The 22087-nt window shown below is 68.9% G+C and carries 20 protein-coding genes; 7 read left to right on the top strand and 13 right to left on the bottom strand.

Annotation, left to right across the window (positions count from 1 at the left end; translation table 11 throughout):
* The first annotated feature begins 127 nt into the window (after nucleotides 1-127).
* The 3 genes from PCQ86_RS14240 to PCQ86_RS14250 are packed head-to-tail and all read left to right on the top strand — an operon-like array spanning nucleotide 128 to nucleotide 5004.
* On the top strand, nucleotides 128-2761 hold the full coding sequence (locus tag PCQ86_RS14240) for an ABC transporter permease (RefSeq protein ID WP_270174042.1): 2634 nt from the start codon (nucleotides 128-130) through the stop codon (nucleotides 2759-2761).
* A gap of 9 nt (nucleotides 2762-2770) precedes the next feature.
* Nucleotides 2771-3862, top strand: a complete 1092-nt coding sequence (locus PCQ86_RS14245) for a PLP-dependent cysteine synthase family protein (RefSeq protein ID WP_270174043.1) — start codon at nucleotides 2771-2773, stop codon at nucleotides 3860-3862.
* Nucleotides 3862-5004, top strand: a complete 1143-nt coding sequence (locus PCQ86_RS14250; protein WP_270174044.1) for a lipocalin-like domain-containing protein — start codon at nucleotides 3862-3864, stop codon at nucleotides 5002-5004. The genes PCQ86_RS14245 and PCQ86_RS14250 overlap by 1 nt, the downstream gene beginning before the upstream one ends.
* A gap of 201 nt (nucleotides 5005-5205) precedes the next feature.
* Here PCQ86_RS14250 and PCQ86_RS14255 read toward each other — a convergent pair whose 3' ends face one another.
* The 7 genes from PCQ86_RS14255 to PCQ86_RS14285 form a co-directional block, all read right to left on the bottom strand.
* On the bottom strand, nucleotides 5206-6207 hold the full coding sequence (locus PCQ86_RS14255; RefSeq protein WP_270174045.1) for a branched-chain amino acid ABC transporter permease: 1002 nt from the start codon (nucleotides 6205-6207) through the stop codon (nucleotides 5206-5208).
* An 18-nt stretch (nucleotides 6208-6225) separates the two neighbouring features.
* The gene (locus PCQ86_RS14260; RefSeq protein ID WP_088886333.1) at nucleotides 6226-7110 is read right to left on the bottom strand and encodes a branched-chain amino acid ABC transporter permease; all 885 of its coding nucleotides are present in this window, start codon (nucleotides 7108-7110) and stop codon (nucleotides 6226-6228) included.
* 49 nt (nucleotides 7111-7159) lie between these two features.
* On the bottom strand, nucleotides 7160-8356 hold the full coding sequence (locus PCQ86_RS14265) for an ABC transporter substrate-binding protein (protein ID WP_123675978.1): 1197 nt from the start codon (nucleotides 8354-8356) through the stop codon (nucleotides 7160-7162).
* Between the two features lie 83 nt (nucleotides 8357-8439).
* Nucleotides 8440-9642 (bottom strand): ABC transporter substrate-binding protein, encoded by a 1203-nt coding sequence (locus PCQ86_RS14270; RefSeq protein WP_015913847.1) that lies wholly within the window; start codon nucleotides 9640-9642, stop codon nucleotides 8440-8442.
* Nucleotides 9643-9686: 44 nt separating this feature from the next.
* A complete protein-coding gene (locus tag PCQ86_RS14275; protein WP_088886331.1) occupies nucleotides 9687-10400 on the bottom strand; it encodes an ABC transporter ATP-binding protein in 714 nt (237 codons plus the stop codon).
* A 1-nt stretch (nucleotide 10401) separates the two neighbouring features.
* A complete protein-coding gene (locus PCQ86_RS14280) occupies nucleotides 10402-11172 on the bottom strand; it encodes an ABC transporter ATP-binding protein (RefSeq protein WP_088888483.1) in 771 nt (256 codons plus the stop codon).
* 172 nt (nucleotides 11173-11344) lie between these two features.
* Nucleotides 11345-12130, bottom strand: a complete 786-nt coding sequence (locus PCQ86_RS14285) for a TOBE domain-containing protein (protein ID WP_047349516.1) — start codon at nucleotides 12128-12130, stop codon at nucleotides 11345-11347.
* 133 nt (nucleotides 12131-12263) lie between these two features.
* On the opposite strand from PCQ86_RS14285, the gene modA reads away from it, so the two are divergent.
* The 3 genes from modA (at nucleotide 12264) to modC (ending at nucleotide 14885) form a co-directional block, all read left to right on the top strand.
* A complete protein-coding gene (gene modA / locus PCQ86_RS14290; protein WP_270174046.1) occupies nucleotides 12264-13025 on the top strand; it encodes a molybdate ABC transporter substrate-binding protein in 762 nt (253 codons plus the stop codon).
* A gap of 91 nt (nucleotides 13026-13116) precedes the next feature.
* Nucleotides 13117-13800, top strand: coding sequence for a molybdate ABC transporter permease subunit (gene modB / locus PCQ86_RS14295; protein WP_047349501.1), 684 nt, complete (start codon nucleotides 13117-13119; stop codon nucleotides 13798-13800).
* Nucleotides 13801-13808: 8 nt separating this feature from the next.
* A complete protein-coding gene (gene modC, locus PCQ86_RS14300; protein WP_442874426.1) occupies nucleotides 13809-14885 on the top strand; it encodes a molybdenum ABC transporter ATP-binding protein in 1077 nt (358 codons plus the stop codon).
* Nucleotides 14886-15009: 124 nt separating this feature from the next.
* Here modC and PCQ86_RS14305 read toward each other — a convergent pair whose 3' ends face one another.
* The 4 genes from PCQ86_RS14305 to PCQ86_RS14320 are packed head-to-tail and all read right to left on the bottom strand — an operon-like array spanning nucleotide 15010 to nucleotide 18205.
* Entirely contained in the window at nucleotides 15010-15864 is an 855-nt protein-coding gene (locus PCQ86_RS14305; protein ID WP_270174048.1) for a molybdate ABC transporter substrate-binding protein, read from the bottom strand.
* Nucleotides 15865-15873: 9 nt separating this feature from the next.
* Nucleotides 15874-16698, bottom strand: a complete 825-nt coding sequence (locus PCQ86_RS14310; RefSeq protein WP_088886327.1) for a substrate-binding domain-containing protein — start codon at nucleotides 16696-16698, stop codon at nucleotides 15874-15876.
* Nucleotides 16695-17471 (bottom strand): ABC transporter ATP-binding protein, encoded by a 777-nt coding sequence (locus tag PCQ86_RS14315; protein ID WP_270174049.1) that lies wholly within the window; start codon nucleotides 17469-17471, stop codon nucleotides 16695-16697. The genes PCQ86_RS14310 and PCQ86_RS14315 overlap by 4 nt, the downstream gene beginning before the upstream one ends.
* Nucleotides 17468-18205: an ABC transporter permease gene (locus PCQ86_RS14320; RefSeq protein WP_103739104.1), complete on the bottom strand. Its 738-nt coding sequence runs from the start codon at nucleotides 18203-18205 to the stop codon at nucleotides 17468-17470. The genes PCQ86_RS14315 and PCQ86_RS14320 overlap by 4 nt, the downstream gene beginning before the upstream one ends.
* 50 nt (nucleotides 18206-18255) lie before the next feature.
* On the opposite strand from PCQ86_RS14320, the gene PCQ86_RS14325 reads away from it, so the two are divergent.
* The gene (locus PCQ86_RS14325) at nucleotides 18256-19377 is read left to right on the top strand and encodes a substrate-binding domain-containing protein (RefSeq protein WP_270174050.1); all 1122 of its coding nucleotides are present in this window, start codon (nucleotides 18256-18258) and stop codon (nucleotides 19375-19377) included.
* 36 nt (nucleotides 19378-19413) lie between these two features.
* Here the strand turns inward: PCQ86_RS14325 and PCQ86_RS14330 are convergent, their stop codons facing one another.
* Nucleotides 19414-21393: a TRAP transporter large permease subunit gene (locus PCQ86_RS14330; protein ID WP_270174051.1), complete on the bottom strand. Its 1980-nt coding sequence runs from the start codon at nucleotides 21391-21393 to the stop codon at nucleotides 19414-19416.
* Nucleotides 21390-22010, bottom strand: a complete 621-nt coding sequence (locus PCQ86_RS14335; protein WP_011806256.1) for a TRAP transporter small permease subunit — start codon at nucleotides 22008-22010, stop codon at nucleotides 21390-21392. Before PCQ86_RS14335 ends, PCQ86_RS14330 begins: the two co-directional genes overlap by 4 nt.
* Between the last annotated feature and the right edge of the window lie 77 nt (nucleotides 22011-22087).

Consider the following 22087-nt stretch of genomic DNA (forward strand, 5'->3'; position numbering starts at 1 on the left):
CCTTCTTTCGAGAACAAGGTGAAGCGGCCCGCACGGGCCATCCGTCCGGCGAGGTCGGCCCCGCCGTCTTCAGGCCATATAGGCGCTGTCGCGCCGCGGTTCAAGAACCCCCGCACGTTTGAATTTGATGCAGCGCAACTCCATGCGCCGCGGGCCGCACAATCGCGGCATGCTGACCGCCCTGCTGCGCACCTTCTCCTGGCGTGCGCTGCGCCACCACCCCTGGCGCAGCGCAGCCGCCGTGGCCGCCGTCATGCTGGGCGTGGCGCTGGGGTTCGCAGTGCATGTGATCAATGCGTCGGCGCTGGACGAATTCGCCCAGGCCGTGCGCGCGGTCAACGGCCAGCCCGACCTGGAACTTCGCGCCACACGCGGCGCGCTGCCCGAATCGCTCTATGGCGAGGTTGCCCGCCAGCCGCAGGTGCGCCTGGCCAGCCCGTGGCTGGAAGTGCCGGTACGGGCGTCCGCGACCCGCGGCCAGACACCCGTGGCGCTGCGCGTGCTGGGCGCCGATGCGCTGCTGCTGCCCGCCATGGCGCCGGCCCTGGCGCCGCGTGCCTACGACGGCGCCGACCGCCTGGCCATGCTGGCGCCCGCCAGCGTGTTCCTCAACCCTGCGGCGCAACAGGCGCTGGGCCTGGGCGCCATCGACGCGCACACCCCGGCCATCACACTGCAGGCAGGCCTGGCGGCGCACCCCGTGCGCGTGGCGGGCACGGTGGCCGCGGGCGGCGCGCCCCTGGCGGTGATGGACATCGGCGCCGCGCAGGATCTGTTCGGCCGCGCGGGGCAACTCACCCGCATCGACCTGCGACTGCAGCCCGGCAGCACGCCCGCCAGCGTGCAGCAGGCGCTGGCCGCCCTGCCCGGCTGGCCGGCGGGCGTGCAGTTCGCCGCGCCGCAGGACGATGTACAGCGGGTGGACAGCCTCTCGCGCGCGTACCGCGTCAACCTCACGGTGCTGGCGCTGGTGGCGCTGTTCACCGGAGGCTTCCTGGTGTATTCGGTGCTGGCGCTCAGCGTGGCGCAGCGCGCGCCGCAGTTCGCGCTGCTGGCCGTGCTGGGCACCACGCCGCGCGAGCGCCTGGCGCTGGTGCTGCTGGAATCCTGCGCGCTGGGCCTCATCGGCAGCGTGGCCGGCATCGCCCTGGGCACGGCGCTGGCGGCGCTGGCGCTCACCCTGCTGGGTGGCGACCTGGGCGGCGGCTACTTCACCGGTGCACAGCCTGCGCTGCAGTGGAGTACACCAGCGGCGCTCCTCTACGGCCTGCTGGGCGTAGCGGCCGCGCTGATCGGCGGCTGGTGGCCCGCGCGCCATGCGCAGCAGTTGCCGCCGGCGCAGACCCTCAGGGGCCTGGGTGCGCAGGCCGGGCGCGGCGCGCGCGCCTGGATCGGTCTTGTTTTGATAGCTGCTAGCGCTTTACTGGCAATGCTTCCACCCATTTTTGGCATACCGCTGGCGGCCTACGTGGCGGTGGGCCTGCTGCTGATCGGCGGCATTGCCCTGCTGCCCTGGCTGGTGCAGGCGCTGCTGGCGCGGCTACAGCCGCTGGCGGCGGGCCATGCCCTGGCCCTGCTGGCGCTGGAGCGCGCCCGCCGCATGCGCGCCAGCGCCGCCGTGGCCGTGGGCGGCGTGGTGGCGGCGCTGAGCCTGGCCGTGGCGCTGACGGTGATGGTGGGCAGCTTTCGCGGCTCGGTCAGCCAGTGGCTGGACAGCGTGCTGCCCGCGCCGCTGTACCTGCGCGCGGCCGGCGGCGCCAGCGGCGACGAGGCCGCGGTATTCCCTCCGGATTTCGTCCATGCCGTGGCGCGCCTGCCCGCCGTGGCGCGCGTGCAGGCGCTGCGCACCAGCAGTCTGCAACTGGCACCCGACCGCGCCCCCGTCGCGCTGCTGGCCCGGCCGCTGGAGGGCGATCCGGCCCGCGCTCTGCCACTGGTGGACCCTGCGCGCCCCGTGCCGCCTGGGCGCGTCGGCGTGTATGTGAGCGAGGCGGTGGTGGACCTGTACGGCGCCCACCCAGGCGCGGACTGGCCGCGGCTTTCAGAGGTTTTCAGGCCTCCAGCGCAGTCTGGAAAAGCGCCGGCAGCTATATTTTTCGTAGCTGGTGTGTGGCGCGACCATGTGCGCCAGCACGGCGCTATCGCGCTGGACCTGCAGGACTTCGCGCGCCTGACGGGTGACGCGCGCGCCAGCGACCTGGCGCTGTGGCCCATGCCGGGCAGCGAGGCCGGCGCGCTGCGCAGCGAGGTGCTGGAGCAGGCCCGCGAGAGTCTGGGCGCCTCGGCGGCGGATGCACTGGAATTCACCTCGGCCGACGCGATCCGTGCACGGTCGCTCGCGATCTTCGACCGCAGCTTCGCCGTCACCTACTGGCTGCAGGCGGTGGCCATCGGCATCGGGCTGTTCGGCGTGGCGGCCAGCTTCAGCGCGCAGGTGCTGGCGCGGCGCAAGGAGTTCGGGCTGCTGGCCCACCTGGGGCTCACGAGGCGGCAGATCCTGGCGGTGGTCGCCGGCGAGGGCGCGGCCTGGACGGCCGTGGGCGCGGTGGCCGGCACGCTGCTGGGCCTGGCCGTGGCGGCGGTGCTGGTGCATGTGGTGAACCCGCAGAGCTTTCACTGGACCATGGACCTGGCCGTTCCCTGGCCGCGCCTGGGCGCGTTGGCCCTGGCCGTGGTGGCGGTAGGCACGCTGACCGCCTGGCTGGCAGGCCGCCTGGCCGCGGGGCGGGACGCGGTGATGGCGGTCAAGGAAGACTGGTAGTCGCCGACAATGCGGGCCATGTTGTCCCCCTCCTCTCTTTCCGCCCCGGCGGCCGGCAGCGGCTGGCTGCACGAGGCCATCGCCCGCATCGAGGCCGACTACCAGCGCAGCGCCGACACCCACCTGATCCCGCTGCCGCTGCCCGCGTTCGCCAGCGCCGGCATCGACCTGTATTTGAAGGACGAATCCACCCATCCCACGGGCAGCCTCAAGCACCGGTTGGCGCGCTCGCTGTTCCTGTATGCGCTATGCAATGGCTGGGTGCGCGAGGGTTCCACCATCGTGGAGGCATCGAGCGGCTCCACCGCCGTGAGCGAGGCCTATTTCGCGCGGTTGCTGGGCCTGCCCTTCGTGGCGGTGATGCCGCGCAGCACCTCGGCCGAGAAGATCGCGCTGATCGAGTTCTACGGCGGACGCTGCCACTTCGTGGAGCGTGCGGGCGACGTATACGACGCTGCGCGCGCCATCGCCGCCGACACGGGCGGCCACTACATGGACCAGTTCACCTACGCCGAGCGCGCCACCGACTGGCGCGGCAACAACAACATCGCCGAGAGCATGTTCACCCAGATGCAGCGCGAGCGCCACCCGGTGCCGCGCTGGATCGTGGTGGGCGCAGGCACGGGCGGCACCAGCGCAACCATCGGCCGCTACGTGCGCTACCAGCGCCATGCCACGCAGGTGTGCGTGGCCGACCCGGCGGGCTCGGTGTTCAGCGCCTACCACCGCACGGGCGACGCCACGCTCACCGCACCGGGCTCGCGCATCGAAGGCATTGGCCGCCCACGCGTGGAGCCGAGCTTCATCCGCACGCTGGTGGACCGCATGGAGGAAGTGGCCGACGACGACTCCGTCGCCGCCATGCGCGTGCTGTCCACCCTGCTGGGGCGGCGCGTCGGCCCGTCCACGGGCACCAACTTCGTCGCCATGCTGCGGCTGGCGCAGGAGATGCGCACGCAGGGGCAGCGGGGGTCGATCCTCTCGCTGCTGTGCGACGCGGGCGAGCGCTACCTGCCCACCTACCACGACGACGCCTGGGTGCAGCGCTGCCTGGGCGACTGCGCGGCCGCGCACGCGCGGCTGCAGGCGCTGCTGGCCTGATGATCGGGCGCCGCGCGCTGCTGGCATTCGCGGCCCAGGGCGCGCTGGGCAGTGCTGCCTGCGGCTGGGCTGCTCCCGCCTGGGCCCTGGCGCCGCGCACGCTGGCCTTCCCGCGCGACCACGGCAGCCACCCCGATCTGCGCACCGAGTGGTGGTACATCACCGGCCATGCGCAGGCCGACGAGCGACTGTGGGGCTTTCAGATCACCTTTTTTCGCACGCGCGTGGAGGCCACGCAGGGCATGCAGTCGGCCTTCGCCGCGCGCCAGCTCGTGTTTGCGCACGCGGCGTTGACCGACGTGCAAGGCCGTCGCCAATTGCACGACCAGCGCATTGCCCGCGCGGGCTTCGGCATTGCCGAGGCGCTGGAGGGCGACACGCAGGTGCGCCTGCGCGACTGGTCGCTCACGCGCCATGCCAGCAGCGCGCCGGGCGGCAGCCGCTACGAGGTGCGCGCGCAGGCAGAAGGATTTGCGCTGGAACTGGACTGCGCCAGCACCCAGCCCGTGCTGCTGCAGGGCCAGGCCGGCCTGTCGCGCAAGGGGCCCGACGCGGCGCAGGCCAGCTACTACTACAGCCAGCCCCAGCTGGCGGTGACGGGCGCCATCACCCTCGCGGGCCGGCGCATGCCGGTGCAACCGCTGGCCGCCCCCGCCAACCGCGCCTGGATGGACCATGAGTGGAGCGAGGCGCTGATGCACCCCGAGGCCGTGGGCTGGGACTGGATCGGGATGAACCTGCACGACGGCGCCGCACTCACCGCGTTCCGCCTGCGGCGCGCCGACGGCAGCACGCTCTGGACCGGGGGTTCCTGGCGGCCCGCAGGAGCGGACGCCGCGCAGGTGTTCGCGTCCGAGGCCGTGGTGTTCTCCCCGCTGCGCCACTGGCACAGCCCGGCCAGCGGCGCGCGCTACCCGGTGCAGTGGCGCGTGGACACGCCCGCGGGCGGCTTCATCGTGCGTGCGCTGCTGGACGCGCAGGAGCTGGACAGCCGCGGCTCCACCGGCGCGATCTACTGGGAGGGGCTGTGCACGCTGCATGCAGCGCGGGCGCGGGGCGATGCGGCCGAACCGGCCGGCCCCGAGGTGGGGCGCGGCTATCTGGAAATGACGGGCTATGCGCAGCGCCTGCGGCTGGGCTGACGGCGCGGCCCGTCGCTATGCATGTGATAGCTGCCAGCGCTTTGCTTCTGGGTATTTCCACCCGTTTTGTATCTAAAACCTAGACACAACAAGCGTCGCCAGCTATCAAAAACAAAGCGGCCATGCAGGGCGGTTGCCGCGCATGGCCGAGGGTGCCGCCGACCTGGGGCTTGGCCCAGCCGGCATGCGGTGACGAGGGCGTCAGTGGCTGCCGCTGCCCCCTGTGCGGCGGCGCTCCAGCCAGGCGATGATCTCTCCCATGATGCCGCGACGGAAGGCCAGCACGCAGACCACGAAGATCAGGCCCGTGACGATGGTCACCGACTCGCCCAGGGTGTTGAACCAGTCGATGCTCGTGAGCTGCGCAAGCAGCGTGCCCAGCTCGCCGATCTTGTTCTCCAGCAGCACCACCACGGCCGAGCCCACCAGCGGGCCGCTCAGCGTGCCCAGGCCCCCCACCAGCGTCATCAGAACCACGTGGCCGGAGGCGCTCCAGTGCACGTCGGACAGCGTGGCGAAGCCCAACACCAGGGTCTTGAGCGCGCCGGCCAGGCCCGCAATGGCGGCCGAGATCACGAAGGCCAGCAGCTTGAAGCGGTTGGTGTCGTAGCCCAGCGAGATGGCGCGCGGCTCGTTTTCCTTGATGCCCTTGAGCACCTGCCCGAACGGCGAGTGGATGGTGCGCACGATCAGCAGGAAGGCCACCACCACCACGATCAGGCACACGTAGTACATGGTCAGGTCGCTGGACAGGTCGAGCACGCCGAACAGCTTGCCGCGCGGCACGCCCTGCAGGCCGTCCTCGCCGCCCGTGAAGGGCGCCTGCAGCGCCGCGAAGAACAGCATCTGCGCCAGCGCCAGCGTGATCATGGTGGCGTAGATGCCCTGGCGGCGAATGGCGAAGAAGCCCATCACCAACCCCAGCAGCGCGCCGGCCAGCAGGCCGGCCAGCAGGCCGAGCTCGGGCGTGGCGCCCCACACCTTCACGGCATGGCCCGTCACGTAGGCCGCGCCGCCCAGGAAGGCCGCGTGGCCGAAGGACAGCAGGCCCGTGTAGCCCAGCAGCAGGTTGAAGGCCGAGGCGAACAGCGCGAAGCACATTAGCTTCATCACGAACACCGGGTAGGCGCCAAGGAAGGGCGCGACGATCAGGCCGAGCAGCAGCAGGCCGTAGCCAATGGGAGCGAATTTATTGACGTTCATGTGGTTCACCCCGTTGGCTTACTTCTCTTTGCCGAACAGGCCGGCGGGGCGGATGAGCAGGACGATGGCCATGATGACGAACACGACGGTGGACGAGGCTTCGGGGTAGAACACCTTGGTGAAGCCCTCGATCACGCCCAGGCCCAGGCCGGTGAGGATGGAGCCCATGATGGAGCCCATGCCGCCGATCACCACCACCGCGAACACGACGATGATGAGGTTCTGGCCCATCAGCGGCGTGACCTGGTACACGGGCGCCGCCAGCACGCCGGCAAAGGCCGCGAGCGCCGCGCCGAAGGCGTAGGTCAGCGTCACCATGACGGGCACGTTGACGCCGAAGGCTTCCACCAGACGGGGGTTCTCGGTGCCGGCGCGCAGGTAGGCGCCCAGCTTGGTCTTCTCGATCACGTACCAGGTGGCGATGCACACCACGATGGAGGCCACCACCACCCAGGCGCGGTAGTTGGGCAGGATCATGAAGCCGAGGTTGGTCGCGCCCTCCAGCAGCTCGGGCGTGTCGTAGCCCAGGCCGGAGACGCCGTAGATCGAGCGGAACACGCCCTCGATCATCAGCGTGAGGCCCAGCGTGAGCAGCAGGCCGTACAGATGGTCGAGCTTGTAGATCCAGCGCAGCAGGAGCCGCTCGATCACCACGCCGATCACCCCTACGATCAGCGGAGCACAGATCAGCATCACCCAGTAGTTGACGCCGAAATAGTTCATGGCCATCCAGGTGATCAGCGCCCCCAGCATGAACAGCGCACCGTGCGCGAAGTTGATCACGTTGAGCAGGCCGAAGATGACGGCCAGCCCCAAACTGAGGATCGCGTAGAACGAGCCATTGACCAGCCCCAGGAGGAGCTGACTCAGCATGGCCGGCAATGAAACACCAAAAATTTCCATGGGAACTGAACGCTGATGTAGGGGGGGTCGGATCAGGAGAGCAGCGCGATCACTTCCAGAGGGCGCACTTGCTCTCGGCCTTGGTGGTGAACACCTGTTCACCCGGCAGTTTCTTGATGAGCTTGTAGTAGTCCCAGGTGCCCTTGGACTCGGACGGCGACTTCACCTGCATGAGGTACATGTCGTGCACGTAGCGGCCGTCGGCACGCAGGTAGCCGGAACCGAAGAAGTCGTTCATCTTCATGGCGCGCCAGGCCTCCATCACCTTGTCGGCGTCGGTGGTCTTGGCGGCCTCGACGGCCTTCAGGTAGTTCATCGTGGCCGAGTAGTCGGCAGCCTGGATCTCGGTGGGGCGGCGCTTGGTCTTGGCCATGAACTTGTCGGCGAACTTGCGCGTCTCGTCGTTCAGGTCCCAGTACCAGCTGGTGGTGAACTGCAGGCCTTCGGTGTTGCGCAGGCCCAGGCTGTGCACGTCGCTGAAGAAGATCAGCAGGCCGGCCAGCTTCATGCTGTTGCCGATGCCGAATTCCTTGGCCGCCTTGATCGAGTTGATGGTGTCGCCGCCGGCATTGGCCAGGCCCAGGATCTGCGCCTTGGAGTTCTGCGCCTGCAGCAGGAAGGACGAGAAGTCGGACGCATTCAGCGGGTGGCGCACCGCGCCCACCACCGTGCCGCCCTTGTCCTTCACGACCTTGGAGGTGTCGGCTTCCAGCGCATGGCCGAAGGCATAGTCCGCCGTCAGAAAGAACCAGCTCTTGCCGCCGCCATCGACGATGGCACCGCCCGTGCCCTTGGCCAGGGCCACGGTGTCGTAGGCGTAGTGCACGGTATAGGGCGTGCACTGGTCGTTGGTCAGCGCAGAGGACGCCGCGCCGTTGTTGATCATCACGCGCTTTTTCTCTTCGGCGATCTTGGCCAGCGCCAGCGCAGTGCCGGAGTTGGTGCCGCTGAAGATCATGGTCAGGCCCTGCGTGTCGATCCACTCGCGCGCCTTGCTGGCGGCGATGTCGGCCTTGTTCTGGTGGTCGGCCGTCAGCAGCTCAATGGGCTTGCCCAGCACCTTGCCGCCAAAGTCGTCGATGGCCATCTGGATGGCCACGCCACCGTTCTTGCCTTCCACGTCTGCGTAGAGGCTGGACATGTCGGTGATGAAACCGATCTTGACCTTGTCCTGCGCGTGCGCGGTCGACGCCATGAGCCCTGCGGCCCCGAGCACGAACGCCAATGTCGTGAGCTTCGCTTTCATGTGGTGTCTCCTTTGTCTTTCATGCTTTGGTTTGCAACGTCGACGCGCGCGGTCCCGGGCAGTGCCCGGGACCGTGGCTCAACTCACTTCCACAGGGCGCACTTGCTCTCGGCCTTGGTGGTGAACACCTGGTCGCCGGGCAGCTTGGCCACGACCTTGTAGTAGTCCCAGGGTTCCTTGGATTCGGAGGGCGACTTCACCTGCATGAGGTACATGTCGTGCACGAAGCGGCCGTCGGCGCGGATCGTGCCCTTGGCGTAGAAGTCGTCGATCGGCGTGGACTTGAGCTTCTCCATGACCTTGTCGGCATCGGTAGTGCCGGCGGCTTGCACGGCCTTCAGGTAGTTCATGGTGGCGGAGTAGTCGGCCGCGTGGATGTCCGTGGGCATGCGCTTGGTCTTGGCGAAGAACTTCTTGCCGAACTCGCGCGTCTTGTCGTTCAGGTTCCAGTCCCAGCTGGTGGTCAGCAGCAGGCCTTCGGTGTTGCGCAGGCCCAGGCTGTGGATGTCGGTCAGGAACACCAGCAGGCCGGCCAGCTTCATGTTCTTGTTGATGCCGAATTCCTTGGCCGCCTTGATGGCGTTGATGGTGTCGCCGCCGGCGTTGGCCAGGCCCAGGATCTGCGCCTTGGAGTTTTGTGCCTGCAGCAGGAAGGAGGAGAAGTCAGACGCGTTCAGCGGGTGCTTCACGTTGCCCACCACGCGGCCGCCGTTTTCCTTGACCACCTTGGCGGTGTCGTTCTCCAGCGCCTGGCCGAAGGCGTAATCGGCCGTCAGGAAGAACCAGTCCTTGCCGCCCTGCTTCACCACGGCGCCGCCCGTGCCCTTGGCCAGGGCCACGGTGTCGTAGGCGTAGTGCACGGTGTAGGGCGTGCACTGGTCGTTGGTCAGCGCGGAAGAGCCGGCGCCGCTGTTGAAGTACACGCGCTTCTTCTCTTCAGCCACCTTGGCCATGGCCAGGGCGGTGCCGGAGTTGGTGCCACCGAACAGCATCGTCAGGTTCTGCGTGTCGATCCACTCACGTGCCTTGCTGGCAGCGATGTCGGCCTTGTTCTGGTGGTCGGCGGAGAGCAGTTCGATGGGTTTGCCCAGCACCTTGCCGCCGAAGTCGTCGATGGCCATCTGGATGGCCAGAGCACCGTTTTTGCCTTCCACGTCGGCGTAGAGGCTGGACATGTCGGTGATGAAGCCGATCTTCACCTTGTCCTGCGCATGGGCCTGCATGGCGGATACCGCCAGGCCGGCGGCCCCCATCACTGCGACCAGTGTCTTGAGTGTCTTTTGCATTGTTGTCTCCTTGGTGGGTGCGAAACGAATGGGAAAGGGGTCGGTCAGACGCCCAGCAACTGGTTGAGCACGGGCATCTTGGCCTCCAGCTCGTCGGCGCCAAACTGCAGGGCGATCTGGCCGTGCTCCATGACGTAGAAGCGGTCGGCCAGCGGCGCGGCGAAGCGGAAGTTCTGCTCCACCATCACCACCGTGTAGCCCTTCTCGCGCAGCGTGGTGATCATGCGTGCCAGCGCCTGCACGATCACGGGCGCCAGGCCTTCGGAAATTTCGTCCAGCAGCAGCAGCTTGGCGCCGGTGCGCAGGATGCGGGCCACGGCCAGCATCTGCTGCTCACCGCCCGACAGGCGCGTGCCCTGGCTGTTCTTGCGCTCGGCCAGGTTGGGGAACATGGCGTAGATCTCGTCGATCGACATGCCCTGCGAGCCCGTCTTGAGCACGGGCGGCAGCATCAGGTTCTCCTCGCACGACAGGCTGGAGAAGATGCCGCGCTCTTCGGGGCAGTAGCCCAGGCCCAGGTGCGCGATGCGGTGCGTGGGCAGGTGGATGGTCTCCACGCCGTGGATCTTCACCGAGCCCTTGCGTGCGCCGGTCAGGCCCATGATGGCGCGCATGGTGGAGGTGCGGCCCGCGCCGTTGCGTCCCAGCAGCGTGACCACTTCGCCAGGCTGCACGACCATGTCCACGCCGTGCAGCACGTGAGACTCGCCGTACCAGGCTTCGAGATTGCGGATTTCCAGTGCGGGGGTGCCGGCCATGTCAGTGCGCCCCCTGCAGTTGGCCGTCGGTCGTGCCCATGTACGCTTCCATGACTTGCGGATTCTTTGAGACTTCTTCGTAGGGCCCTTCGGCCAGGACGGCGCCGCGCTGCAGCACCGTGATGCGGTCGGCGATGGTCGAGATGACCTTCATGTTGTGCTCCACCATGAGGATGGTGCGGCCCGCGGAAACCTTCTTGATGAGCTGCGTGACGCGGTCCACGTCCTCGTGGCCCATGCCCTGCGTGGGCTCGTCCAGCAGCATCAGTTCGGGCTCCATGGCCAGCGTGGTGGCGATCTCCAGCGCACGCTTGCGGCCATAGGGCAGGTTCACCGTGACCTCGTCGGCCAGCTCCTGCAGGCCGACCTCGGTCAGCAGTTGCACCGCACGGTCGTTGAGCTGGCTGAGGCTGCGCTCGCTGCGCCAGAAGTGATAGCTCGTGCCCAGCTTGCGCTGCAGGCCCAGGCGCACGTTCTCCATCAGCGTGAGGTGAGGGAACACCGCCGAGATCTGGAACGAGCGAATCACGCCGCGCCGCGCGATCTGCGCCGGATGCTCACGCGTGATGTCGTGGCCGTTGAAATGGATGGTGCCCGACGTGGGCTCCAGGAACTTGGTCAGCAGGTTGAAGCAGGTGGTCTTGCCTGCGCCGTTGGGGCCGATCAATGCGTGGATGGACCCGCGGCGCACGCTCAGATTCACATCGCTGACCGCGGTGAAGCCCTTGAATTCCTTGGTGAGGCGGGATGTTTGCAGTATGACGTCGCTCATTGTCATCAGGCACGTGCCGCGCGGGGTGCGCGACACAGACCGTCTCCATGTTTATGTTGCACCGCATCCTAAAGTGCCACCCCCTGCGCCATAACTGGGAGAAATGCCTATGTATAAACGCCTACGTAGGAACGCTTCATGCCCCCGGCCAACACGGGGCCTTGCGGGTCATTCATGCGCTTTCGGCGGCGATCACGATGGCCGACTCCTCGGCCACCATGACGACACGCGAGCGCACGCGCAGCCCCGATCCCGCGGCAGCGAATCCCACCATCTGCATGCCCGCCTCCAACTGCGCCGCGACCTCGTCCCCCAACTCGCCGCGCGACACGCGCGCGGCCCGCGCGGCCCAGTGATTGGCGGCACCCGGCGCAGGCGCGCGTGCCGCAGCCAGCACCCGCACGGCCGTGGCCTTGCACAGCGCCTGCACGGGCACGCCCGGGCGCAGGCCCAGCAGCTCGGCGCTCTCGCGCGTGATGCGCGAAAACACCTGCAGCTGCGCCGCGTCGCCCGCCCCACGCAGATGCACGCGCACGATCTGCCCACACGACTGCATGCCTTGCACGATGCAGGGCCATTGGTTGCGCATGCTGGTGCGCACCGCCAGCCGCGCGGCGACCGCCTGTGCGCCGCCGCCCTCGCCCACCCCAGCCAGCACCGTGGCACGCACCTGCCGCATCGCATCGGCCGCCTCCAGCAACTGCCGCCCCGCGGGCGTGAGGCGCGCGCCGCCGCCGCCCACGCCGCCCACCACGCGCTCCACCAACGGTGCGCCGGCCAGGTTGGTCAGCGTATCCAGCGCCTGCCACGCGGCCTTGTAGCTGACGCCCACGGCACGCGCCGCCTGGGAGATGGAGCCGCCCTGCCCGATCTGGCGCAGGATGTCGATGCGCTTGTCGGCCATGCCGTGGCCGAGGGCGTCGAGGAACGATACGGAATGCTGCATGGGCGCGATCATGCCGCCTTGCGCGCACGGGCGCCAAGGCGCTTGGGGCGCACGCGGCATGCTGCAAACGGCAAACGGCAAACGGCATGCACGGGTGGGTAGCTATACTTCTCGCTATTCACAAATGGAATAACGAGGTCCTCTCATGTCCGGTTTCCCTGTCCGCTCCATCCTGTGGTCCGCTCTGGCTGCCGCTGCCCTGCTGCCGACAGCGCAGGCGGGTGAGGTGTCGGTGGCCGTGGCCGCCAACTTCACCGCGCCCATGCAACGGATCGCCGCGCAGTTCGAGCAGGACACGGGCCACAAGGCCGTGCTGTCTTTTGGCGCCACGGGCAAGTTCTACGCGCAGATCGCCAACGGCGCGCCGTTCGGGGTGCTGCTGGCGGCCGACGACGCCACGCCGCAGAAGATCGCCCGCGAGGGCCTGGGTAACGGCGCCACGCGCTTCACCTACGCCATCGGCCGGCTGGTGCTGTGGAGCAAGCAGCCCGGCTATGTGGATGCCGAAGGCCAGGTGCTGCGCACCGGCGACTGGAAGCACATCGCCATCGCCAACCCCAAGCTGGCGCCCTACGGCCTGGCCGCGATGCAGACGCTGGACAAGCTGGGCCTTGCGGCGCAGGTGCAGCCACGCGTGGTCACGGGCGAGAACATCGGCCAGACCTACCAGTTCGCCGCATCGGGCAACGCGCCACTGGGCTTCGTGGCGCTCTCGCAGGTGATGGAGAACGGCCAGTTGCGCGAAGGCTCGGCCTGGGTCGTGCCCGCCACCATGCACGCACCGATCCGCCAGGACGCCATCGTGCTCCAGCGGGGCGAGGGCAACCCCGCGGCCGACGCGCTCATGCAGTACCTGCGCGGCGAGAAAGCGCGCGCCGTCATCCGTGCCTACGGCTATGATTTTTGAAGCGCCTTGCGCATGATGGCGGGGCGTTTCCCAGCCAATCCGACTGAAAAACCAGATAAATCAAGCGCCAACAGCTCTTGTTTTAATAGCATTGAACACACCCCTGATCGGCCCTGACGACTGGGCCGCCATCTGGCTCACGCTGCAGCTGGCCAGCGTCACCACCGTGCTGCTGCTGGTGCTGTGCACGCCGCTGGCCTGGTGGCTGGCCCACACGCGCTCGCGCTGGCGCGGCCCCGTGGGGGCCGTGGTGGCGCTGCCGCTGGTACTGCCGCCCACGGTGATCGGCTTCTATCTGCTGGTGAGCATGGGGCCAGGCGGCGCCATCGGGCAGCTGACCGAGGCGCTGGGCCTGGGACGGCTGCCGTTCACCTTCCCGGGGCTGGTCGTCGGCTCCCTCGTGTATTCGCTGCCGTTCGCCGTGCAGCCGCTGCAGCGCGCCTTCGAAGCGCTGGGCCGCCGGCCGCTGGAGGTGGCGGCCACGCTGGGCGCCAGCCCGCTGGACCGGTTCTTCAGTGTCGCCCTGCCCTTGGCGCGCCCCGGTTTCGTGACGGCCGCCATCCTGAGCTTTGCGCACACGGTGGGCGAATTCGGCGTGGTGCTCATGCTGGGCGGCAACATCCCCGGGGTGACGCGCGTGGTGTCGGTGCAGATCTACGACCATGTGGAAGCCCTGGAGTACGCCCAGGCGCACTGGCTCGCCGGCGGCATGGTGGCGTTCTCGTTCATCGTGCTCATGCTGCTGCACTGGCTGCAGCCCCGGGGGGGGCGATGACGGGCGCAATGAACGGCATTCACGCCCGGCTGTCTTTGGCGCGGCCGGACTTCACGCTGGACGTGCAGCTGGCGCTGCCGGGCCATGGCGTGACGGCGCTGTTCGGCCCCTCGGGCTGCGGCAAGACCACCTGCCTGCGCGCGCTGGCGGGGCTGGAGCGCGCGCGCGGCAGCGTGCAGGTCAACGGCGAAGTCTGGCAGGACGACGCCACCGGCCAGTGGCGCCCCACGCACCAGCGCGCGCTGGGCTATGTGTTCCAGGAGGCCAGCCTGTTCGCGCACCTGGACGTGCGCCGCAACATGGAATACGGCCTGCGCCGCCAGCCGCCCGCACGCCGCCGCGTGTCGCTGGAGCAGGCGGTGGAACTGCTGGGCCTGGGCGCCCTGCTGCCCCGCATGCCCCACACCCTCTCGGGCGGTGAGCGCCAGCGCGTGGCGATTGCGCGGGCTCTCGCCACCAGCCCGCGCGTGCTGCTGATGGACGAGCCCCTGGCTGCACTGGACGCCGCGCGCAAGGCCGAGGTCATGCCCTACCTGGAGCGCCTGCAGCGCAGCCTGGACATTCCCGTGCTCTACGTGAGCCACTCGAGCGACGAGGTGGCCCGGCTGGCCTCCCACCTGGTGCTGCTGCGGGCCGGCCGCGTCACGGCCCAGGGCCCCACGGCCGAGCTGATGGCGCGGCTGGACCTGCCCCTGGCGCACGGCGACGCCGCCGCCGCGCTGGTGCAGGGCCGCGTGCTGGCGCACGATGCGCACGACCAGTTGCTGACCGTGGCCATCGACAGCGGGCAGATTCAGTTGGCCAGCGGCCGCCCGCGCGCCGTGGGCGAGAGCGTGCGTCTGCGCGTGCTGGCGCGCGACGTGAGCCTGGCGCGCACACGCGCGGCGGACAGCAGCATCCTGAACCTGCTGCCCGCGCGCATCACGCAGTTGGCCGAGGACGGCCCCGGCCAGGTGCTGGTGGCGCTGGACGTGGCGGGCACCACGCTGCTGGCGCGCATCACGCTGCGCTCTTGCCGCACGCTGGCGCTGGCCGTGGGCGATGAGGTGTTTGCGCAGGTCAAGGGCGTGGCGCTGGTGGACTGAGGCGATCACTCCTGCGGACGCACGGCGCTACACGTCATCTGGGCCAAAAATGCCGCGACACGCAGGTGCGCCCACCCATCGCCAAGTTCAACGCCCGCGATGGTGAAGCCGTGCCGCGCGCCGCTCAGGGCGCGGCAAATCCCAGGCGCCGCAGCACGCGCTGCGCGGGCTCGGCCATCAGGGTCTGGGCAAAGTCCAGCGCGGCCTGGGGCGCACCGCGACGCACCGTAAGCCCATAAGCTGCAGCCACCTGCAGCTCTGGCGGCACCTGCACCACCTGCAGCGCCGGCACTTCGCGCTGGGCAGAAACGGCGTTGGTGCAGTAGGTCAGAAACACGTCCGCCCGCCCCTCGGCCATGACCCAGGCATAGGTGCCGCGACCGGGTGGCGCCTTGGGCGAGGTGGGCCCGCCGGTCAGTTGCAGCGCCTTGGCCTCCAGCCGCGCAAAGGCGCCGGGGCGTACCTGCTCTGCCCGGCGAAACAGCTCCCAGGCATAGTCGCCCGACGGGTCCGCCTGGGGTGTGGAAGTGCCCAGCCGCATGTCGGCGCGCAGCAGCGTGTCCAGCAGGTTGGCCGTGGTCACCGGCACGCCGGGCGCAGCCAGTGCACACAGGGCATTGCGGGTGAACACCTGCGGCGCGCCCCAATCGCCCGCGCGCGCCAGGCGCTGCGGGTGCTCGGTATCGGCGGAGGCGAATACCATGGCCGGCTCGCCGGACTCGATGCGCTCGCGCAGCAGGCCGGACGCTCCGAAGGTCAATGCCACCTTCTGGCCCGTGCGCACCTCGTGCTCACGCGCAATCTCGGTGAAGGCCTCGCGCAGGCTGCCGGCGGCATAGACGGTCACGTTCGTGGCCGCGCCCATGCCCGCGGACGGCGTGCGTGCACCCATTGCCGTGCCGCCAGGCTGGGCACAACCGCTCAACACGGCAGCCATTGCGGCCACGCCGGCCACGCAGAGCAAGGAACGGCGGTCCATGGCATGGCCTTACGGGTTGGCGTTGGGGAAGAACAGCTGCTCGCCGTTGATCTTGTAGCCGGCGATGGCGCTCTGGCCCGCGGGCGAGACCACCCAGTCCACGAACTTCTGCGCCTCAGCCTGCTTCACATGCGGGTGCTTGGCGGGGTTCACCACCATCACGCCATACTGGTTGAACAGGCGCTTGTCGCCTTCCACCAGCACCGCGAGGTTGTCGCGGTTCTTGAAGTTGAGCCAGGTGCCGCGGTCCGTCAGCGCGTACGCACCGCTGGAGGCCGCGATGTTCAGCGCCGGGCCCATGCCGCACCCGCATTCCTTGTAGCCGCTGCCCTTCACGCCCTCGGTGGCGATCTTCCAGTAGCGCAGCTCGGCTGCATGGGTGCCGCTCTTGTCACCGCGCGAGATGAACTCCGCGTTGGCCGCGGCGATCTTCTTGAGTGCGGCGGCGATGTCGTTGCCCTTGGTGCCGGCAGCATCCGCCTTGCCACCCACGAGGATGAAGTCGTTGTACATGACCGGGTAGCGCTTCACGCCCCAGCCGTCGGCCACGAACTTCTCCTCGGCCACCTGGTCGTGCACGAACAGCACGTCGGCGTCGCCGCGGCGCGCCATGTCCAGCGCCTGGCCGGTGCCCACCGCCACCACCTTCACGTCGATACCGGTGGCCTGCTTGAAGGCCGGCAGCAGGTGGGTGAACAGGCCCGACTGCTCGGTCGAGGTGGTCGACGCCATCGTGATGGCCTGTGCCGCAGCGCTGCCATAAGCTACCAAAGCAATAGCTGCTACCGCAGTCTGGGTAAGCGCCAGGGGCCAAAAACGCTTGTAACTCTTCATGCCATTTCTCCTTTGACGAACAGACGGGCGGCCTCGGGCAGGGGGCCGTTGAAAAAATCGTGCACGGGCAGGTCCGCCAGCACGCGCCCGTGCTCCAGGTAGAGCACACGGCTGGCCAGGCGCTTGACCTGTCCCAGGTTGTGGCTGCTGAACAGCATGGTCACCGGCTGATCGGGGCCAGCGCTGCCGTGGCTGGCGGCAAAGTCGGCCATCAGCGATTCGATCTCGCGCTTGGCATGCGGGTCCAGGCTGGCGGTGGGCTCGTCCAGCAGCAGCACGTCGGGCCGCAGGGCCCAGGCGCGCGCAAACGCCAGCCGCTGCTGCTGCCCGCCGGACAAGGTGCGCGCGTTCTGCCGCGCGATGTCCTGCAGCCCCACGCGGTGCAGCGCCACGGCGGCCTGGGCGCAGGCCTCCTGCCAGCGCACCCGGCGCAGCCACAATCCCAGCGCCACGTTGTTCAGAGCGCTGGTGCGCAACACGAAAGGCCGCTGGAACACCATGGCCACGCGCGGCGCGCCGTCGCGGCGCAGCTGTCCCGCGCTGGGGCGCACCAGGCCGTGCAATGCGCGCAGCAGCGTGCTCTTGCCACTGCCGTTGGCACCCACCAGAGCCACGCGCTCGCCGGGCATCACACGCAGATTGATGCCGGCCAGCGCCTGCACCGCGCCGTAGCGCACGGACAGCTCGCGCAGCGCAAACAACGGCGGCTCGATGGTGCAAACGTCGCCCGGGCTCTCCTCCCCGGGGAAGACGGGTGACGGCAGCGCGCTCATGCCCCCACCCCGGCCAGGCCGCCCACGGCGGCACCATCCACGCGTTCACGCCAGCGGCGCAGCAGCGCAATGCCCACGTTGAGCAACAACACGACGCCCAGCAGCACGAGGCCCAGCGCCAGCGCCAGCGGCAGATCGCCCTTGCTGGTCTCCAGCGCGATGGCGGTGGTCATGACGCGCGTGAAGCCGTCGATGTTGCCGCCCACGATCATCACCGCGCCCACCTCCGAGATGGCGCGGCCGAATGCGGCGATCAGCACCGTGAGCAGCGCATAGCGCTCGTCCCAGGACACCAACAGGGCACGCAACAGGGTGCCGGCGCCCAGCGAGCGCAACTGCTCGCCATGCAGGCGGTCCACGTCCTCGACCACCTGGCGCGTAAGCGCGGTGACCACGGGCAACACCAGCAGCGCCTGCGCCAGCACCATCGCCTTGAAGGAAAACAGCCAGCCCAGGCTGCCCAGCGGGCCGGTGCGCGACAGCAGCAGGTACACGCCCAGGCCCACCACCACCGAGGGCACGGCCAGCAGGGTATTGAGCACCGCGAGCACCGCGTCGCGCCCGGCAAAGCGCGCCACGCCCAGCCATGCCCCCAGCACCACGCCCGCGCCGCAGGCGAGCAGGCAGGCCGTGGCACTCACGGCGAGCGAACGCACGACGATGGTCCACAAGGCGGCATCGGCGGAGGTGATGAGGTGCAGCGCCGTGGCGACGCTCTGGGTCATTGTGGACATGGGTTGGGCTATCGTATGCAGCAATCCAATACCCGGCGATATGAAAACTTGTGCATAGGATCCAACTCCACTACACGCTCGACCGCGACGCGGACGGCGCGCTGATCCGCAATCCCCTGCTCGACATGCTGCAGGCCGTGGCGCAGCAGGGCTCCATCTCGGGCGCGGCGCGCGCGCTGGACCTGTCGTACCGCCACGTGTGGGGCGCACTCAAGCGCTGGGAAGAACAACTGGGCAGCGAGCTCATCGTCTGGGGCAAGGGCCAGTCCGCCCAGCTCAGCGAATTCGGCACCAAGCTGCTGTGGGCCGAGCGCCAGGCGCAGGCACGGCTGGCGCCGCAGATCGAGGCGCTGCGCGCCGATCTGGAGCGCGCGTTCGCCGTGGCGTTCGACGAACATGCCCACGTGCTCACGCTGTATGCCAGCCACGACGATGCGCTGTCCGTGCTGCGTGCGTTCGCCACCGCGCCCGCCCACGCGGGCCAGGGCGGCGCGCTGCATCTGGACATCCGCTTCACCGGCAGCGTGGACGCGATCCGCGCACTCAACGAAGGGCGGTGCACCATCGCCGGCTTTCACACGCTGGAAGAGCCGGGCATGGATACCCTGGCCGCGCAGACCTACCGCCCGCTGCTGCAGCCGGGGTTGCACAAGGTGATCGGCTTCGCGCGCCGCGCGCAGGGCCTGATCGTGGCGCGCGGCAACCCGCTGGGCCTGACCTCGCTGGCGGACGTGGCGCGCACGGGCGCGCGCTTCGTCAACCGCCCGCTGGGCACGGGCACGCGGGTGCTGCTGACCGACCTGCTCGCGCAGGCGGGCCTGGAACCCGCAGAGATCGAGGGCTACGACCGCGATGAGCCCTCGCACGCCGCGCTGGCGCAGGCCATCGCCGCCGGCAGTGCCGACGTGGGCATGGGCATCGAGCTGGCGGCGCGTGCGCGCGGGCTGGACTTCGTGCCGCTGGTGTACGAGCGCTACCACCTGGCCTGCCTGAAGTCCTCACTGGAGCAGCCGGCCACGCGCGCGCTGCGCGAACTGCTGCAGACCCCTGCCTGGCAACGGCGCATGGCTGCCATGCCCGGCTATGCGCCCATGCACTGCGGCGAAGTGCTGGCCATGAGCCGCGTGCTGCCGTGGTGGAACTTCACGCGCCGCAGGGCCGCGGCGCGTTGACGCCATGAGGCGGGGACCGCAGTCCCCGGCCCGGCATCACTTGTAGAGCAGTTGCGGCAGCCACAGACCGATCTGCGGCCACACATACAGCAGCACGATCGCCAGCACCTGGATGCCCATGAACGGCAGCATGCCCAGGAAGATCTGGTTGAGCGTCACATGCGGCGGCGCCACGCCCTTCAGGTAGAACGCCGACATGGCCACGGGCGGCGACAGGAAGGCGGTCTGCAGGTTCAGCGCCACCAGCAGGCCGAAGAACAGCGGGTCCACGCCGAAGTGGCTCAGCAGCGGAATGAAGATGGGCATGAAGATCACGATGATCTCCGTCCACTCCAGCGGCCAGCCCAGCAGGAAGATCACCACCTGCGACAGCACCATGAACTCGATCTTGCTCAGGTTCATGGAGAGCACCCACTGCTCGATGAGCTCCTGCCCCCCCAGCAGCGCGAAGGCCGCGGAGAAGATGGCCGAGCCCACGAACAGCCAGCACACCATGGCCGAGGTCTTGGCCGTGAGGTACACCGACTCGCGCACCACATCCATGCTCAGACGCTTGTAGGCCGCGGCCAGCACGAAGCCGCCGAACGCCCCCATGGCCGCCGCCTCGGTCGGCGTCGCCAGACCGAACACGATGGAGCCCAGCACGGCCATGATCAGTGTCAGCAGCGGGAAGAACGAGCCCAGCAGCATCTTGAAGATTTCCAGCCGCGCGAAGCTCAGGAACAGATAGAAGAGCGCGGTGGCCGCACCCAGCACGCCAAACATGACCCACCACCAGGTGGGCGCGGGTTGCGTGGCGGCCTGGGGCGTGGCACCTGCGGTGGAGCCGGGTGGCTCCCCCACTGCAGATTGGGCAGATTGGGCGGATGGGGCGGACTGCGCGGGCTCGGCGCCGGGGGGCTCGGCCAGCGCACCACTGTCCGCGCCCGGAGGCTCCTGCAGGCCCGTGGATTCCTGCGGCGGTTCTTGCAGACCGCCCTCCACCGGCGGCTCCTGCAAGCCAAACTCCGACGCCACCCGGGACGAGTTGTCGTTGAAGCCGATGGGTTGGATGCCGTACGCCTCCTCCACCGACACCGCGGTGACCGCACGCCAGCTGCTGGTGGCCAGCAGTACGAACAGCAGCCCCGGCATCACCACCAGTGCCAGTTGCCGCAGCACATAGGCCGTGGGTACCTGCGCATTGCGCTTGCCCTTGAGGGCATCCAGCAAGCGCGCGGGGGCGTATTGCCGCGTCTCGGCGGGCAGCGCGGCGGTCATGGCCGGCAGCACCACCTGCCGCTCCTCGGCCGACAGCGGCGGCGCCCAGGCCGGCTTGAGCTTGGCCATCAGGATCACGTACATCACATACAGGCCCGCCAGCATGATGCCGGGGAAGAAGGCGCCCGCGTACAGCTGCACCACCGATACTCCCGCCGTGGCGCCATACAGGATCAGCAGCACCGACGGCGGAATCAGGATGCCCAGGCAGCCACCCGCCGTGATCGCGCCGGCCGACATGGGCGTGCTGTAGCCCGCGCGCAGCATGGCCGGCAGCGCCAGCAGGCCCATCAGCGTGACCACCGCGCCCACGATGCCCGTGGCGGTGGCAAAGATGGCGCAGGTGATCAGCGTGGCCACGGCCAGCGAACCCGGCACGCGCGCCATGGCCAGATGCAGGCTCTTGAAAAGCTTTTCGATCAGGTTGGCCCGCTCGACCAGGTAGCCCATGAACACGAACAACGGGATGGCGATGAGCACGTCGTTGGCCATGCTCTTGTAAGCCGCCTGCACCATCAGGTCCAGCGTGCGCGTGATGTCGCGGTCGTACGCCAGCCAGGTGAAGATCATGCCCATGCCCATGAGCGTGAACGCGGTGGGAAAACCCAGCATGATGGCCACCACCACCAGCGACAGCATCAGCAAGCCCAGGTGGCCGCGCGTGATCGTCTCCACGCCCAGCAGCATCCCGACGGCGCCGGCCACCACCAGCGCCATGATGGCAAAGCCGAACCACAGTTCCTTGCGCATCTTCATGGCTTGCCCCCCTGTGCGGCGGATGCGGGAGCCGGCACCTGCAGGTCGCTGTCGTTCACGTGCACCATCTCCTTGAGCTTCTCGACGTCCACCTCTTCCACGTCCTCGCCGCGCCGGGGCCACGCGCCCTGGCGCAGGCAGATCACGCAGCGCGCGATCTCCGCCAGCCCCTGTAGCAGCAGCACGGCGCCCGCCAGGGGAATCACGAACTTGAAGGGGTACAGCGGCAGCGGCGTGGCGGAGAACGTCTGCTCGCGGATGGCCAGCGATTCCTGCGCATAGGTCCAGCCGGCCCAGGTCATGGCCAGCACGCCCGGCAGGAAGAACAGGATGTAGAGCAGCAGGTCCAGCCCGGCCTGCACGCGCGGGCTGAAGAATCCGTACAGCACGTCGCCGCGCACGTGGCCGTTCTTGGCCAGGGTGTAGGCGCCGGCCAGCATGAACATGGTGCCGTACAGCATGATCTGTGCGTCCAGCACCCAGGCATGGGGGTTGTTCAGCGCATAGCGCGAGAAGACCTCCCAGCAGATCAGGGCCGTCAGGCCCACGACGGCCCAGGCCGCCGCCTTGCCGATGAAGGTGGACACGGCATCGATGCCGAGTAAGAGTTTTTGCATGGCTGGAAGAGAACGCTGCGGCCCCGCGGGGCAATGAACGGATACACGCTGGCCCGGGCGGCACCGCCTGCGCGCGC

Source organism: Diaphorobacter sp. ED-3, from assembly GCF_027625375.1.
GTDB lineage: Bacteria > Pseudomonadota > Gammaproteobacteria > Burkholderiales > Burkholderiaceae_C > Diaphorobacter > Diaphorobacter nitroreducens.

What these genes read in the sequence shown, in the direction of transcription:
- PCQ86_RS14240 (WP_270174042.1), top strand. Translation starts at nt 128, where the DNA reads ATGCAGCGCAACTCCATGCGCCGCGGGCCGCACAATCGCGGCATGCTG.
- PCQ86_RS14245 (WP_270174043.1), top strand. Translation starts at nt 2,771, where the DNA reads ATGCGGGCCATGTTGTCCCCCTCCTCTCTTTCCGCCCCGGCGGCCGGC.
- PCQ86_RS14250 (WP_270174044.1), top strand. Translation starts at nt 3,862, where the DNA reads ATGATCGGGCGCCGCGCGCTGCTGGCATTCGCGGCCCAGGGCGCGCTG.
- PCQ86_RS14255 (WP_270174045.1), bottom strand. Translation starts at nt 6,207, where the DNA reads ATGAACGTCAATAAATTCGCTCCCATTGGCTACGGCCTGCTGCTGCTC.
- PCQ86_RS14260 (WP_088886333.1), bottom strand. Translation starts at nt 7,110, where the DNA reads ATGGAAATTTTTGGTGTTTCATTGCCGGCCATGCTGAGTCAGCTCCTC.
- PCQ86_RS14265 (WP_123675978.1), bottom strand. Translation starts at nt 8,356, where the DNA reads ATGAAAGCGAAGCTCACGACATTGGCGTTCGTGCTCGGGGCCGCAGGG.
- PCQ86_RS14270 (WP_015913847.1), bottom strand. Translation starts at nt 9,642, where the DNA reads ATGCAAAAGACACTCAAGACACTGGTCGCAGTGATGGGGGCCGCCGGC.
- PCQ86_RS14275 (WP_088886331.1), bottom strand. Translation starts at nt 10,400, where the DNA reads ATGGCCGGCACCCCCGCACTGGAAATCCGCAATCTCGAAGCCTGGTAC.
- PCQ86_RS14280 (WP_088888483.1), bottom strand. Translation starts at nt 11,172, where the DNA reads ATGAGCGACGTCATACTGCAAACATCCCGCCTCACCAAGGAATTCAAG.
- PCQ86_RS14285 (WP_047349516.1), bottom strand. Translation starts at nt 12,130, where the DNA reads ATGATCGCGCCCATGCAGCATTCCGTATCGTTCCTCGACGCCCTCGGC.
- modA (WP_270174046.1), top strand. Translation starts at nt 12,264, where the DNA reads ATGTCCGGTTTCCCTGTCCGCTCCATCCTGTGGTCCGCTCTGGCTGCC.
- modC (WP_442874426.1), top strand. Translation starts at nt 13,809, where the DNA reads ATGAACGGCATTCACGCCCGGCTGTCTTTGGCGCGGCCGGACTTCACG.
- PCQ86_RS14305 (WP_270174048.1), bottom strand. Translation starts at nt 15,864, where the DNA reads ATGGACCGCCGTTCCTTGCTCTGCGTGGCCGGCGTGGCCGCAATGGCT.
- PCQ86_RS14310 (WP_088886327.1), bottom strand. Translation starts at nt 16,698, where the DNA reads ATGAAGAGTTACAAGCGTTTTTGGCCCCTGGCGCTTACCCAGACTGCG.
- PCQ86_RS14315 (WP_270174049.1), bottom strand. Translation starts at nt 17,471, where the DNA reads ATGAGCGCGCTGCCGTCACCCGTCTTCCCCGGGGAGGAGAGCCCGGGC.
- PCQ86_RS14320 (WP_103739104.1), bottom strand. Translation starts at nt 18,205, where the DNA reads ATGTCCACAATGACCCAGAGCGTCGCCACGGCGCTGCACCTCATCACC.
- PCQ86_RS14330 (WP_270174051.1), bottom strand. Translation starts at nt 21,393, where the DNA reads ATGAAGATGCGCAAGGAACTGTGGTTCGGCTTTGCCATCATGGCGCTG.
- PCQ86_RS14335 (WP_011806256.1), bottom strand. Translation starts at nt 22,010, where the DNA reads ATGCAAAAACTCTTACTCGGCATCGATGCCGTGTCCACCTTCATCGGC.